Origin of the sequence: Halomonas sp. PBN3, assembly GCF_000475415.1 — a bacterium.
GTDB classification, from domain to species: domain Bacteria; phylum Pseudomonadota; class Gammaproteobacteria; order Pseudomonadales; family Halomonadaceae; genus Halomonas; species Halomonas shengliensis.
Genome location: NZ_AXCA01000158.1, coordinates 35955 through 49579, shown reverse-complemented (window position 1 = coordinate 49579; position 13625 = coordinate 35955). Strand labels below are relative to the sequence as shown.

Annotated in this window: 12 protein-coding genes; 10 read left to right on the top strand and 2 right to left on the bottom strand. The window is 70.7% G+C overall.

Features of this window, described 5'->3' with window-relative positions; all coding sequences use genetic code 11:
- Positions 1-36: 36 nt before the first annotated feature.
- A complete protein-coding gene (locus Q673_RS27945) occupies positions 37-1161 on the bottom strand; it encodes an ISAs1 family transposase (protein ID WP_023006008.1) in 1125 nt (374 codons plus the stop codon).
- Positions 1162-1333: 172 nt separating this feature from the next.
- On the opposite strand from Q673_RS27945, the gene dnaX reads away from it, so the two are divergent.
- The 6 genes from dnaX to Q673_RS27915 all read left to right on the top strand — a co-directional run bounded on the left by dnaX (position 1334) and on the right by Q673_RS27915 (position 6454).
- A complete protein-coding gene (dnaX, locus tag Q673_RS27940) occupies positions 1334-3358 on the top strand; it encodes a DNA polymerase III subunit gamma/tau (protein ID WP_023006007.1) in 2025 nt (674 codons plus the stop codon).
- A 27-nt stretch (positions 3359-3385) separates the two neighbouring features.
- The gene (locus tag Q673_RS27935) at positions 3386-3712 is read left to right on the top strand and encodes a YbaB/EbfC family nucleoid-associated protein (protein ID WP_023006006.1); all 327 of its coding nucleotides are present in this window, start codon (positions 3386-3388) and stop codon (positions 3710-3712) included.
- A gap of 150 nt (positions 3713-3862) precedes the next feature.
- Positions 3863-4468, top strand: coding sequence for a recombination mediator RecR (gene recR / locus Q673_RS27930; protein ID WP_023006005.1), 606 nt, complete (start codon positions 3863-3865; stop codon positions 4466-4468).
- A gap of 41 nt (positions 4469-4509) precedes the next feature.
- A complete protein-coding gene (rnd, locus tag Q673_RS27925; RefSeq protein ID WP_023006004.1) occupies positions 4510-5637 on the top strand; it encodes a ribonuclease D in 1128 nt (375 codons plus the stop codon).
- Entirely contained in the window at positions 5634-5945 is a 312-nt protein-coding gene (locus Q673_RS27920) for a YcgL domain-containing protein (protein ID WP_023006003.1), read from the top strand. The genes rnd and Q673_RS27920 overlap by 4 nt, the downstream gene beginning before the upstream one ends.
- A gap of 62 nt (positions 5946-6007) precedes the next feature.
- Positions 6008-6454, top strand: coding sequence for a YcgN family cysteine cluster protein (locus Q673_RS27915; protein WP_023006002.1), 447 nt, complete (start codon positions 6008-6010; stop codon positions 6452-6454).
- A gap of 11 nt (positions 6455-6465) precedes the next feature.
- Here the strand turns inward: Q673_RS27915 and Q673_RS27910 are convergent, their stop codons facing one another.
- Positions 6466-8547 carry a S9 family peptidase gene (locus Q673_RS27910; protein WP_023006001.1) on the bottom strand — a complete coding sequence of 694 codons (2082 nt, stop codon included), beginning with the start codon at positions 8545-8547 and terminating at the stop codon, positions 6466-6468.
- A 44-nt stretch (positions 8548-8591) separates the two neighbouring features.
- Here Q673_RS27910 and Q673_RS27905 point away from each other — a divergent pair, with 44 nt between their 5' ends.
- The 4 genes from Q673_RS27905 to Q673_RS27890 all read left to right on the top strand — a co-directional run bounded on the left by Q673_RS27905 (position 8592) and on the right by Q673_RS27890 (position 13564).
- Entirely contained in the window at positions 8592-9026 is a 435-nt protein-coding gene (locus Q673_RS27905; protein WP_023006000.1) for a hypothetical protein, read from the top strand.
- Positions 9027-9099: 73 nt separating this feature from the next.
- Entirely contained in the window at positions 9100-10956 is a 1857-nt protein-coding gene (locus Q673_RS27900) for a VWA domain-containing protein (RefSeq protein ID WP_023005999.1), read from the top strand.
- On the top strand, positions 10949-11746 hold the full coding sequence (locus tag Q673_RS27895; RefSeq protein ID WP_023005998.1) for a class II glutamine amidotransferase: 798 nt from the start codon (positions 10949-10951) through the stop codon (positions 11744-11746). Before Q673_RS27900 ends, Q673_RS27895 begins: the two co-directional genes overlap by 8 nt.
- A gap of 135 nt (positions 11747-11881) precedes the next feature.
- Complete coding sequence (locus tag Q673_RS27890; protein WP_023005997.1) at positions 11882-13564, top strand: AMP-binding protein; 1683 nt, start codon at positions 11882-11884, stop codon at positions 13562-13564.
- The last annotated feature ends 61 nt before the right edge of the window (positions 13565-13625 follow it).

Here is a 13625-nt window from a genome sequence, read left to right as displayed (position 1 = left end):
TTCCGCCACAGGGCAATCGCACATGAAGAAAGCCTCTCATTCCAAGCCCAGTAAGTGAGCGCGATATTCATCTGAGGTGGCCGCAAGGATTCGCTTGGTCTTGAAGCTCCCCTTGCGAGGCTTGGGATCCAGGCGAATCAGGTTGAGCGTCAACCGCTTGAGAGTCGCCAGGTTATGCCCGGCGTGTGCCGTTCGTGCTCGCATCTGGTCATCGGCAAAGGTGACATCCAGGCACCAGTGCACCTGGTTCTCGATGCGCCAGTGCTGTCGAACCGCCTTGGCCACCTGATCGGCGTTCGGCTCCAAACTGCTGAGATAGTAACGGCGCTCCTGTTCCATCTTGCCTCGGCTCTCGCGCGTTGACTCGATAACGACGAAGCAGCGCAGGTCTGGCCAGCGAGCCGGCTTCGGCAAGCAGTCCAGCGCATCGAACACGTAGCAGCGGCGTGTCTCCAGGCGGCCATGCGCCTTGTTGACCTCTTCGTTGACCTGATGCGGTGTCTGAGCGGCTGGCGCGGCGCAAAACTGCGCGAAGAAATCGTCGATCGCTTCCTTGAGCTGGGGTTGGTTGTCCTTGATGGCCAGCACATAGTCGGCTCGGCGATCGCGGATCGCCTGGGCAATCGACGGTTGGGTGCCCATGGCGTCGATGGTGACAATGCACCCTTCGAGCGCCAGGCTGGCCAGCAGATCCGGGATGGCGGTCTTTTCGTTTGATTTGGTGGCAGTGGCCTGTTGACCGAGGATCGCGCCAGCGTCAGCCGCGAAGGCGCTGACGAGGTGCAAAGGGGCCTCGCAGGCCTTGACCGAGCGCCGGCTGGTCTTGCCGTCCAGGGCAACGACCTGTGGCGAGACGCTGGGCAAGATACCTTCTACCCAGCGGCGGAACGCCATCTCAAACTCGTGTGGATCCATCAGGCCGAAGAGCCGGGCGAAGGTGTCGTGCGATGGTATCCCATTGGGCAAACTGAGATATTGGCGAAGCCAGGGGAGCGCCTCCTTGGCCCAAAGCTCGATTTCTTCGAAGGTGTCGGCGCCGACGAGGACACCGCAGACGGCGACGGTGAGCAGGTCGGGCAAGGGGTGCTGCACCTTGCTGGGATGACGGGGATCGGTAACGCTGGCGAAGATGTCCAGGATCGGCATAGCAGTCTGGGGCATTGCATCCTCCGGCCAAATGCCCCAGCTATATCGAATCATCCTTTATGATTCAATTGCGAACCAATCTCGACGTGCGATTGCCCTGCTTTCCGCCACGCCCCCCGGCCGCTAGAATGATGGCCTTCGCGCCGGCCTGCCCGGCTCTCGTTCTCCCGCAAGGAAATCGCGCCGCATGAGCTATCAGGTTCTGGCCCGCAAGTGGCGACCGCGCACCTTCCATGAACTGGTCGGCCAGGAGCATGTCCAGCGCGCGCTGGTGAACGCCCTGGACCAGGGGCGCCTGCACCATGCCTACCTGTTCACCGGCACCCGCGGCGTGGGCAAGACCACCCTGGCGCGCATCCTGGCCAAGTGCCTCAACTGCACCGCCGGCGGGCGTGGCGACGAGGGCATCACCTCGACCCCCTGCGGCGAGTGCGACAGCTGCCGGGCCATCGACGAGGGGCGCTTCGTCGACCTGATCGAGGTGGATGCCGCCTCGCGCACCAAGGTCGAGGACACCCGCGAGCTGCTCGACAACGTCCAGTACGCGCCGACCCAGGGGCGCTACAAGGTGTACCTCATCGACGAAGTGCACATGCTCTCCACCAGCAGCTTCAACGCCCTGCTCAAGACCCTGGAGGAGCCGCCGCCCCACGTGAAGTTCCTGCTGGCCACCACCGATCCGCAGAAGCTTCCCGCCACGGTGCTGTCGCGCTGCTTGCAGTTCACCCTCAAGCACATGCCGCCGGAGCGTATCGTCGAGCACCTCGCCCGGGTGCTGGAGGCGGAGTCGGTGCCCTTCGAGGAGAGCGCCTTGTGGCTGCTGGGACGCGCCGCCGAGGGCTCCATGCGCGACGCCATGAGCCTCACCGACCAGGCGATCGCCTTCGGCCAGGGGCGCGTCGAGCACGCCGATGTGGCCGCCATGCTGGGTACCCTCGACCATCGCCACGTGCTGGCGCTGGTCGAGGCCCTGGCCGAGGTCGACGCCGCGCGGCTGCTGGCCGAGGTGGCGAGCCTCGCCGAGCACGCCCCGGACTTCGCCGGGGTCCTCGACGAGCTGACCGGCGTGCTGCACCGCCTGGCCATCGCCCAGATGGTCCCCGAGGCGCTGGACAACGGCCAGGGCGATCGCGAGGCGCTGCTGGCCCTCGCCGCGCGCTTTACCGCCGAGGACGTCCAGCTCTACTACCAGATCGGCATCCAGGGGCGCGGCGACATGGCCAGCGCCCCCGACCTGCGCACCGCCCTGGAGATGACCCTGCTGCGCATGCTGGCCTTCCGGCCCCAGGGGGTGCCGCGGCCGGCCACCACCCCACTGCCGCTGCGCGGCCAGCCGGGCGGCGGCAGTGGTGAGCAGGGCGCTCCGAGCGGTGGCCCGGCCGAGCCGACACCGGCCTCGGCCCAGGGCGCCCCGGCCCCCGAGGCCGGTCATGCGGTTCCCCCCGCGGACGATCGCGAGGCGGCGCCGGCCGCCTTCGCTACACCGAAGGAAACCGTCGAGCCTGTCGAACCGCCGCCAGTCAGCGAGGCGCCTCCAGTCAGCGAGGCGCCTCCCGCCAGCGAGCCGTCGCCCCGGGTCGAATCCGCGCCATCGCCCGAGGCCGAGCCGGCCCTGGCGGCCGAGGCCGAGATACCCACGCCGTCCGATGACGCGCCGGCGGCTCCCGCCGAGCCCGCCCCACAGGACATGGCCAGGCCCGAGGCAACCCGGCCGGACGCGCCATCCCCGGCCGGCGACACCCCAGCGGCCGAGGCGCCACACGCCGGCCAGGCACCGGCGGAACCCGCCGCGGCGCCGGTATCCAACGCCCGGGAAGGGCACTTCACTCACGCCGACTGGCTGGCCGACTTCGAGTCCCTGGGGCTCGGCGGCCTGACCCGCAACCTCGCCGCCGGCTGCGTGGTGGAGGAGGACGACGGCGCGGTGCTGCGCCTGCGCCTCGACCCGACCCTTGCCGCCATGCGCGCCGAGGTGCATATCGAGCGCATGCAGGAGGCGCTGGCCCGCCACGGCGTGACGCGTCGCCTGGCGGTGGAGGAGGGCGAGCTCCCCCCGGGCGTGGAGACCCCGCGCCAGCAGGCCGAGCGGCGCGCCGCCGAGCGCCACGCCGCCGCGGTTGAGGCGCTGGGCCGCGACCCCCATGTACAGCAGCTCAAGCAGGCCTTCGGGGCCCGCCTGATCGAGGCCACGGTGAAACCTGCCGGCCACTGACACCACATCACGAGAAGAGGACACACCATGTTCAAGGGTGGAATGGGCAACATCATGAAGCAGGCCCAGGAGATGCAGGAGAAGATGCAGCGCGTCCAGGAGGAGGTCGCCCGCGCCGAGGTGCAGGGCGAGGCGGGCGCGGGCATGGTCAAGGTGACCATGAATGGCCGCCACGACGTCAGCAACGTCGACATCGATCCCAGCGTCATGGAGGAGGACAAGGAGCTGCTCGAGGACCTGCTGGCCGCCGCGGTCAACGATGCCGTGCGCAAGGTGGAGGCCAACTCCAAGGCCAAGATGGAGGAGGTGACCCAGGGGATGAACTTGCCGCCCGGATTCAAGATGCCGTTCTGACACGGCTGAAACGGCCTGTGCTCGATCATGCGGCGTTAACATCCCTCTCGAGTGCTCATTGACACCCGTAAACTCCGCGCTCTCGAGGAATGTTGCCTTGCCTGATCTTCGCTCGCCTCGTTTCAGCTCGTGCCAGATGAGACCCCCTTTATGAGCTTCTCCCCCCTCATCGAGAAACTGATGGAGTCGCTGCGGGTGCTGCCGGGCGTCGGGCCCAAGACCGCCCAGCGCATGGCCATGCACCTGCTTGAGCGTGACCGCGACGGCGGGCGTCGCCTGGCCGCGGTGCTCGAAGAGGCGCTGGAGCGCGTCGGCTACTGCCGGCGCTGCCGGACCCTCACCGAGGCGCCGATCTGCGCCCTGTGCGAGAGCGCTCGGCGCGACGATGCCCTGCTCTGCGTGGTGGAGTCCCCCGCCGACCAGCTCGCCATCGAGGAGGCAGGCGGCTATCGCGGCCGCTACTTCGTTCTCCATGGCCACCTCTCGCCCCTCGACGGCATCGGCCCCGAGGACCTGGGGCTCGACGCCCTCGAGGCGCGCGTGGCCGAGGAGGGGGTCGAGGAGGTGATACTCGCCACCAACCCCACCGTGGAGGGGGAGGCCACCGCCCACTACATCGCCGCCCAGCTCGCGCCCCGCGGCGTGCGCCTGTCGCGGCTGGCCTATGGCGTGCCCATGGGCGGCGAGCTCGAGTACGTCGACGGCGGCACCCTGAGCCGCGCCTTCAATGGCCGCCTGCCCTTCCAGGGTGAGTGAGCCCACCCCACGTTCCCCTCTTCATCATCACCGGATCCCCGATGCCCCTGACCCCCGAGATTCACTGGATCGACACCCCCGAGGCCCTGGACGCCGCCTGCCAGGCGGTGGCCGACGCCGACGTCATCGCCCTTGACACCGAGTTCTTCCGCGAGAACACCTTCTACCCGGTGCCGGCGCTGATCCAGTTCTCCGCCGGCGAGGCGGCTTGGCTGGTCGACCCCCAGGCTGTGGATTGCACCGAGGCCTTCCGCCGCCTGCTGGCCGAGGGCCCGCTCAAGCTGCTGCATGCGGCCAGCGAGGACCTGGAGGTGTTCGCCCGCTGGGCCGGGGTCGTGCCCTGCCCGCTGGTGGATACCCAGGTCGCCCAGGGCCTGCTCGGCGACAACCCCGCCATGGGCTACCAGAAGCTGGTCGAGCACTGGGTCGGCGAGACCCTGCCCAAGGACGAGACCCGCTCCGACTGGCTGGTGCGCCCCCTCTCCGAGACCCAGCAGCAGTACGCCGCCCTCGATGTCGTCTACCTGGTCCAGGTGTGGGCCCAGCAGCGCGAGGCGCTCGAGCGCCTGGGGCGTAGCGAGTGGCTGGCGGCCGACGGGGAGGCGCTGCTCGCCCAGCTGGCGCGCGGCGCCGAGGCCGACGGCCAGTGGTACCTGCGCCAGAAGCAGCTGTGGCGCCTGGCGCCGCGCCAGATCGAGGCCTATCGACGCCTGACCACCTGGCGCGAGGGCGAGGCCCGGGCCCGCAACCTGCCGCGCGGCTGGCTGGTCCACGACCGGGTGCTGTTCGCCATCGCCGAGGCGATGCCGGAGAACCGCTTCGAGCTCGCGCGGCTCGAGGGCGTCAAGCCGAGCCTGGTCAAGCGCGACGGCGACACCCTGCTGGCGCTGGTGGCCGAGGCGCGTGACCTCGACGAGGGGGAGCTGCCCCGGGCGCTGCCTTCGCCCATGGCCCCGGCGTTCAAGCATGGCATCAAGGCGCTCAAGAGGGTGGTCAACGCCGAGGCCGAGCGCCTGGGGCTGGCCCCGGAGGTGCTGATGCGCCGCCGCGACCTGGAGGCCCTGATCACCGCCCACCTGGAGGGTGAGGCGCCGCCGCTGCCCACGGGGTGGCGCGGCGACCGCCTGAACCCGGGCCTGACCCAGGCCCTCGAGGAGCTGTCCCGATGAGTGACGACCGCATGCCCGGCAACCGCCTGCTGTGCCAGGTGTTCAGGAGCCCGCGCAAGGACGAGATGTACCTCTACGTCGACAAGCGCGAGGGGCTCGCCCGCGTCCCCGAGCCCCTGCTGGCGCGCTTCGGCGAGCCGCAGCCGGCGATGACTCTGCTGCTCAGCCCCGAGAAGCGCCTGGCCCGGGCCGGCGCCGCCGAGGTGATGGCGGCGATCCGCGACAAGGGCTTCTACCTGCAGATGCCGCCGGCCAAGGAGGAGTACCTGCTGGACCTCTACCGCACCCCCACCGAGGCGCGCTATTGATCCATCGCGCCCGAAGCCGCGCGCAACCCGTTAATCGCGCCTGACGCCGCGGAGGAGACATCATGCGAGAACGCTTCTGGGAGCGCTATCCCCTCGAGGAGTTGACCGCCGAGGAGTGGGAGGCGCTGTGCGACGGCTGCGGGCAGTGCTGCCTGCTCAAGTTCCAGGATGACGACACCGGCGAGTTGGCGGTGCTCAACCTGGCTTGCGAGTTGCTGGATATCCACAGCTGCCGCTGCAGCGACTATCCCAACCGCCTGGCGCGGGTGCCGGAGTGCACCCAGCTGACGCCGGAGCGGGTCGAGGAGTTTCGCTGGTTGCCGCGCTCCTGCGCCTACCGGCGGGTGGCCGAGGGGCGCAAGCTAGCCGCCTGGCACCCGCTGCTCTCCGGTGACCCGGAGCGGGTCCACCGCAAGGGCGTCAGCGTGCGCGGCTTCGCCGTCTCCAGCCGCGGGGTCCCCGAGGAGCACTACGAGGACCACATCATCGCGGTGATCCCCGTCGACTGAGGGCGCCGACGCTATGCCGGGCGTTCGACGCCCAGCGCCCAGAGCAGGAAGGCGTCCTGACGGGCACCGTCGTGCCACGCCTTGAAGCGCCCCGAGGCGCCGCCGTGGCCGGCGGCCATGTCGGTGCGCAGCAGGGTGGGGCCGCGGGCGGTGCCGAGCTCCACCAGCCGCGCGTAGAGCTTGGCGGGCTCCCAGTAGGGCACCCGGGTGTCGTGCCAGCTGCCCTGCAGGAAGAGCGCCGGGTAGGGGGCCGAGGTCAGGTTGTCCAGCGGCGAGTAGTCGCGGATGCGGCGGCGCGCCTCGGGCTCCTCGGGGTTGCCCCATTCGGTGTACTCGGCGGTGGTCAGCGGCAGGTCCGGGTTCTCCATGGTGCGCAGCACATCGACGAAGGGCACGTCGAGCACCGCCGCGCAGAACGCCTCCGGCGCCAGGTTGAGGCTGGCCCCCACCAGCAGGCCGCCGGCGCTGGCGCCGTAGGCGGCGATGCGCTCGCCGTCGGCGATGCCGTGCTCCACCAGGGCGTCACGGGCGGCCAGGAAGTCGCGGAAGCTGTTCGCCTTGTGCTCGAGCTTGCCGGCCAGGTACCAGGGCTCGCCTCGGTCGCCGCCGCCGCGCACATGGGCCACGGCGAAGGCCACCCCACGCGCTAGCAGCTCCAGGCGCGCCACCGAGAACCATGGATCCAGCACCTCGCCGTAGGCCCCGTAGCCGTAGAGCAGGGTGGGCAGCGGGTGGCCCACCAGGTCGGCACGCATCACCACCGAGACCGGGATGCGCTCGCCGTCATGGGAGGTCGCCCACAGCCGCTCGCAGGTGAGCCGATCGGGGGTCAGGTCGCCGTGGATCGGCTGCTGCTTGAGCAGGCGGCGCTCGCCGCTGTCCAGGTCGTGCTCAATCCAGCTCACCGGCAGCACGAAGGACTCCTCGCGCAGCCGCAGCCGGCGGCTGTTGAAGTGGGGCTCGTCGCCCAGCGCCAGGCTGCAGGGCGTCTCCGGCAGCGGCAGGCGCTCGTCGCGGGTGACGCCGTGGGCGGCGTCGAGCTCGATCACCCGCAGGTGCACCTGGGCCTCCGCGTGGTCGCGCTCGGTGAGCACCAGCCCCCAGTCGAAGGCATCGACCCCCTCTAGGGTGTGGTGCTCGCGATGGGCGACCAGCGCCTGCCAGCCCGAGGCGTCGGCGGCCTCGTCGAGGCGAGACTCCGCCACCACGTCGAGCCGGAAGTGGGTCGCCTCGCGGTTGTGCAGCACGTAGAAGTGGCTGGGACGGTGGTCCAGGGCGAGCTCCACGCCGCTCTCCCGGGGCCGGAAGCAACGCGGCGGGGTGGCCGGTTCCCTGGCGGGGATCAGGTGGCACTCGCTGGTATCCTTGGAGGCGCTCTCCAGCACCAGCCACTGCCGTGAGCGGGTCTTGCCGAGCCCCAGCCAGAACTCCGGGTCCTCCTCGCGCAGGATCAGCGCGGGCTCGCCGGCCTCGCCCTCGGCAAGCGGCAGCCGCCAGACGCTCTCGGGGCGCTGGGTGGCGTCATAGCGGGTGAACAGCAGGGTGGCGTTATCCTCCGCCCAGGTCAGCTCAGGGCCGATGTCGCGCAGCAGGCGCCGCGGCTCGCCGTCGGGCAGCCGCGCCAGGAAGAGGTCGAAGCGCTCGTCGCCGGTGGTGTCCTCGCTCCAGGCCAGCCAGCGCTCGTCCGGGGAGAGGGCCATGTCACCGAGTTCCAGGAAGTCGTGGGCGGCGGCACGGGCCTCGAGGTCGAGGAAGGGGGCGGCACGGTCCGGCTTGCCGTTGGGATGGCGCCACCACACCGGGTAGTCGGCGTCGGCGGCGGTCTCGCTCCAGTAGGTGTAGTGGTCCAGCGGCGTGCGCAGTCCGTGCACGGCCAGCTCGCGGCGGGCCAGGTGGCCATGGTAGAGGCGCTCGGTGAGGTCGGCGAGCGGCGCGAACCAGGCGTCGCTCTCGGCGTTGGCGGCCTCGAGGAAGGCGCTGACCGCGGGGTCGTCGCGGTCCTCGAGCCAGTGCCACTCGGGATCCTCGGGACGGCGGAAGCGGGCCACCGGGGTGGCGGGGGCGTCGGGGCGATGCGGCGGCTGTGCTTTCATGGCGCGGGATGTACCATACTCGAACTGGGAAATGTGAGGTGACGATGCCGATTACCGAATCGATGAGCCTACTATGGCTCGGCTACGCTGTCCTGTCGCTGGTGGTGCTGGTGACCGGTTACCTGGGGCTGGCCTTCCTGCCGCGCGGGCTGCGGCTGCCGATCACCTGGCTGGTGGCCGGAGTGATGTGGATGCCGGCGCGCTTTCGCCTGCCGCTGATCGAGGAGGGCGATGTCTACACCGGCTTCGCCCCGGCGGTGGTGGTGGCGGCGGTGGCCTTCCTCGAGCGCAACGCCGAGGCACTGGCCCCGGCGCTCACCCTGACCGCCCTGGGGGCGGCGCTCGGCGTGGCCGTCGGCCTGCTGCTGTGGTGGCGTGGCCGGCATCGCGTCGCCCCGGCGCGCCGCCAGGCACGCGAAGAGGACGACGACGCCGCTGCCGGCGAGCGGCGTCGGGAGCCGATGATCGGCCAGGGCTGAACGGCCACGCAGGATACGCAGGATCGGTCGGCCGCGGGCGAGCCGCCAGGAGTGATCGAACAAGGAGGCCGGGATGGCCAGCAGCAGAGGTCGCGAAGCGCAGGCCAGGGCAGGGCGCCGGCGCATGGGCCGGGTGGGGGTGTGCGCCCTGATGGCGTGCTGCCTGGGGCTTCTCCTCGGGCCGAGCGCCGCGGCGCAGCCGGTGGATGCGCCCCCCGAGGTGCGGGTGATCATCGATGTCTCCGGCAGCATGCGCGAGAACGACCCCGAGCGCCTCAGCGCCAGCGCCCTGGAACTGCTGGTCTCGCTGCTGCCGGAGGGTACCCTCGCCGGGGTCTGGACCTTCGGCGAGACGGTGGCCAACCCCCTGCCCCGGGGCGAGGTGGATGGCGAGTGGCGCGAGCAGGCCCGCCGCCTGCGGCCGAGTCTGGCCGGCGCACAGCCCTACACCGACATCGAGGCCGCGGTGCGTGCCGCCGCCGACCCCGAGGCCGAGGGCTGGCGTCACCTGGTGCTGCTCACCGACGGGGTGATCGACCTGCCCCCCGCCCGCGGCCCCAAGCCCGAGGTGGACGCCGCCTCGCGCCAGCGGCTGCTGGAGCGCCTGGCCCCGCGCCTGGCCGGTGCCGGCGTGGTGGTTCACGCCATCGCCTTCTCCGGCCAGGCCGACATGGCACTGGTGGAGTCGCTGTCGCGCACCACCGGCGGCCTGCCGGCCCAGGTGGTCTCCCCCGAGAGCCTGCTGGGCGCCTTCCTGGACATCGTCGAGCGCATCTACCCCGCCGACCGCATCCCTCTCGAGGCGGGGCGCTTCGTCGTCGAACCGGGCGTCGAGGCCTTCTCCGCGCTGCTCTTCCATGACCCCGATGCCGAGCCGCTGACCCTGGTGGCACCCGATGGCGGCGAGTATGACGCCGAGGCGCCGCCGCCCAACGGGCGCTGGCAGCCCGGGACACGCTTCGACCTGCTGCGGGTGCCGGAGCCGATGCCGGGGGAGTGGCGGGTCGTGGGCGAGATCGGCGCCGACAGCCGCATCGGCGTCGCCTCGGCGCTGGCGCTCAACACCGGCGCCCTGCCCGCCACCGCCTTCCTGGGCCTGCCGCTGCCGGTGGAGGCGTGGCTGACGCGTCACGGCGTTCCCTTCGAGGGCGAGCTGGCGGGGCTGAGCCTGGGCGCCGAGCTCACCGATGCCGACGGCCGGGTACAGTCGGCGATCCGCCTCGAGCGCGAGGGCGAGCGCTTCCGCGGCACACTGCCGGCCCCGGCGCTGCCCGGCACCGCCCGGCTGACGGTGCGCGCCGAGGCCGAGGGCTTCACCCGCGAGCGGGTCCAGGCGATCAACCTGCTGGCACCGTTGACCGCGCACCACGAGCCGGCCAACCGGCGTGTGGTGCTGGAGGCGCGCCACCCCGAGCTCGACCACGGCAGCGCCCGCCCCTGGGCCGAGCTCGATGGTGAGCGCCTCGCCGTCGAGCCGCTCGCGCCGCGGCGCTGGGCGGTGGCCCTGCCCGAGCTGGATGCGTCCATCCGCCGCCCGCTGCTGCTGGGCGCCGAGGTGGAGCTTGGGGGCGAGACCCGCGAGCTGCGCCTGCCGCGCCTGGTACTCTTCGCCGAGGCCGCCACCGGCCTCGATCTGGCCGCCAGCGAAGGCGAGCTCGCCGCCGAGCGCTTCCACGAGGATCTCGCCGTCGGCCGCGACGCCGCCCCCGAGGGGCGGGTGGCGCGCCTGGTCGAGGGCCTCAATGCCTGGGTGGCGGTGGGGGTCACCCACTGGCGCGAGGCCTGGCAACCGCGGCTGGCCGAGCTGGCCCGCCGGCCCCAGGCCTGGGCGGCGGCCGCCGGCGTGGCGCTGCTGGTGCTGCTTGCCTGGCGGTGGCGCGCCCGCCGTGACCGTCGTCACCAGACCCACCGGGAGGATCCCCATGTGTGAGCTGCTGGGCATGAGTGCCAACGTGCCCACCGACATCTGCTTCAGCTTCACCGGCTTCCTGCATCGCGGCGGCGGCACCGGCCCCCACCGCGACGGCTGGGGCATCGCCTTCTACGAGGAGGGGGGCTATCGCGACTTCCGCGACCCCCACCCCTCGGTGCGCTCGCCCATCGCCCGACTGATCCGTGACTACCCGATCAAGTCGCATGTGGTGATCAGCCATATCCGCCAGGCCAACGTCGGCCAGGTGCGGCTGGCCAACACCCACCCCTTCGTGCGCGAGATGTGGGGCCAGCCCTGGTGCTATGCCCACAATGGCCAGCTCGCCGGCTGGCAGGCGCTGCCGTTGAGCTTCTACACCCCGGTGGGCGACACCGACAGCGAGCACGCCTTCTGCTGGCTGCTGGGCGAGCTGCGACGGCGCTTTCCGCGGCGTCCCGCCAACGACGTCGAGCGCGAGGGGATGTGGCGGCTGCTGCACCAGCTCTGCGAACGGCTGCGCGGCCTGGGGGTGTTCAACCTGCTGCTGGCCGACGGCGACTACCTCTACACCTTCTGCTCCACCAAGCTGGCGCATATCACCCGCCGTGCCCCTTTCGGCCAGGCGAGCCTCTCCGATGCCGAACTCGCGGTCAACTTCGCCGAGCACACCACCCCGGACGACATCGTCTCGGTGATCGCCACCGAGCCCCTGACCGACAACGAGGCCTGGGAGCGCATGGCCCCGGGGGAGCTGCTGGTGTGGCGCGACGGCACCATCCGCGCCCGTTACGGGCGGCGTGAGCCGTAGCCTGGGGCGGCGGCGGGATGCCTTTAAACGATAGTTTGAATCGATCGTTTTGCAGCGCGCCCGGGGCGGTAGTAAGGTAGCCCGGAGAGAACAACAAGCGTCGATGAGCCATCGACCGCAGCGCGGAGAGACGCCATGAGTGAGCATGCCAACGCCCCCGTCCTCGAAGGTCCCGCCCTGGAGGGCATGGAGGCCTACCGGTCGGTGACCGACATCTTCCACGCCGCGGTGGGGAAGTATGCCGACAAGCCCGCCTTCAGCTGCATGGGGCAGACGCTGAGCTTCGCCGACCTGGATCGCCTCTCCGGCGATTTCGCCGCCTGGCTGCAGTACGAGACCACCCTTGAGCCGGGCGATCGCATCGCCATCCAGCTGCCCAACGTGCTGCAGTTCCCGGTGGCGGTGTTCGGCGCCCTGCGCGCCGGCCTGGTGGTGGTCAACACCAACCCGCTCTACACCGAGCGCGAGATGGCCCACCAGTTCAAGGACTCCGGCGCCCGGGCCATCGTCATCCTGGCCAACATGGCCGACAAGCTCGAGAAGGTGCTCGAGCGCACCGACATCCAGCACGTGGTGGTTACCCAGCTCGCCGACCTCCATGCCTTCCCGCGTCGGCCGCTGATCAACCTGGTGGTGAAGCACGTCAAGAAGCTGGTGCCGGCCTTCTCCCTGCCTGGCCATACCGCCTTCCGTCAGGCCCTCAAGGTGGGCGCGGCGCGCCAGCATCGCGACGTCGAGCGCGACCTCGATGACATCGCCGCGCTGCAGTACACCGGGGGCACTACGGGGCTGGCCAAGGGCACCATGCTCACCCACCGCAACCTGGTGGCCAACATGCTCCAGGCGGGGCAGGCCATCGGGCCGAGGCTCCACCATGGCGAGGAGGTGGTGATCGCGCCGCTGCCCGTCTACCACATCTACACCTTCACGGTGAACTGCCTGTTCCTGATGGAGACCGGCAACCACTCGGTGCTGATCACCAACCCGCGCGACCTGCCGGGCTTCGTCAAGGAGCTCCAGCGCCTGCCGTTCACCGCCTTCATCGGGCTCAATACCCTATTCAACGCCCTGTGCAACCGCGAGGACTTCCGGGCCCTGGACTTTTCGCGGCTGCACCTGACCATCTCCGGCGGCATGGCGCTGACCAAGGCCGCGGCCGAGCGCTGGAAGGAGGTCACCGGCTGCGACATCGCCGAGGGCTACGGGCTCACCGAGACCTCGCCGGTGGTCAGCTTCAACCCGGTGGACGCCATCCGCATCGGCACCATCGGCAAGCCGGTGGCCGGCACCCGGGTCAAGGTGGTGGATGTCGAGGGCAACGACCTGGCCTTCGGCGAGCCCGGCGAGCTCTGCGTGCAGGGCCCCCAGGTGATGAAGGGCTACTGGAACCGCGACGACGAGACCATCAAGGTGATCGACGACGACGGCTGGTTCCACACCGGCGACATCGCGGTGCTGGACGAGGAGGGCTACATCCGCATCGTCGACCGCAAGAAGGACATGATCCTGGTCTCGGGCTTCAACGTGTACCCCAACGAGGTGGAGGACGTGGTCGCCACCCACCCCGGCGTGCTGGAGTCCGCCGCGGTGGGCGTGCCCGACGAGACCAGCGGCGAGGCGATCAAGCTGTTCGTGGTGCCGCGCGGCGACGACCTCGACCCCGAGGCGCTGCGCGCCTGGTGCAAGAAGGAGATGACCGGCTACAAGGTGCCCAGGTACGTGGAGCTGCGCGACGAGCTCCCGAAGACGAACGTGGGCAAGGTGCTGCGCCGCCAGCTGCGTGACGAGGAGCGGGAGAAGGCCGGCAAGGGCGACTGAGCCCTCGCCAGGGCTATCGTCGTTAGCCATGCGAGGACAGCGAAAGGCGCCGGGGACAGGT

Coding starts and splice junctions, on each gene's coding strand:
- Q673_RS27900 (WP_023005999.1), top strand. CDS start 9,100: ATGGCCAGCAGCAGAGGTCGCGAAGCGCAGGCCAGGGCAGGGCGCCGG.
- Q673_RS27935 (WP_023006006.1), top strand. CDS start 3,386: ATGTTCAAGGGTGGAATGGGCAACATCATGAAGCAGGCCCAGGAGATG.
- Q673_RS27890 (WP_023005997.1), top strand. CDS start 11,882: ATGAGTGAGCATGCCAACGCCCCCGTCCTCGAAGGTCCCGCCCTGGAG.
- dnaX (WP_023006007.1), top strand. CDS start 1,334: ATGAGCTATCAGGTTCTGGCCCGCAAGTGGCGACCGCGCACCTTCCAT.
- Q673_RS27910 (WP_023006001.1), bottom strand. CDS start 8,547: ATGAAAGCACAGCCGCCGCATCGCCCCGACGCCCCCGCCACCCCGGTG.
- rnd (WP_023006004.1), top strand. CDS start 4,510: ATGCCCCTGACCCCCGAGATTCACTGGATCGACACCCCCGAGGCCCTG.
- recR (WP_023006005.1), top strand. CDS start 3,863: ATGAGCTTCTCCCCCCTCATCGAGAAACTGATGGAGTCGCTGCGGGTG.
- Q673_RS27945 (WP_023006008.1), bottom strand. CDS start 1,161: ATGCCCCAGACTGCTATGCCGATCCTGGACATCTTCGCCAGCGTTACC.
- Q673_RS27920 (WP_023006003.1), top strand. CDS start 5,634: ATGAGTGACGACCGCATGCCCGGCAACCGCCTGCTGTGCCAGGTGTTC.
- Q673_RS27915 (WP_023006002.1), top strand. CDS start 6,008: ATGCGAGAACGCTTCTGGGAGCGCTATCCCCTCGAGGAGTTGACCGCC.
- Q673_RS27895 (WP_023005998.1), top strand. CDS start 10,949: ATGTGTGAGCTGCTGGGCATGAGTGCCAACGTGCCCACCGACATCTGC.
- Q673_RS27905 (WP_023006000.1), top strand. CDS start 8,592: ATGCCGATTACCGAATCGATGAGCCTACTATGGCTCGGCTACGCTGTC.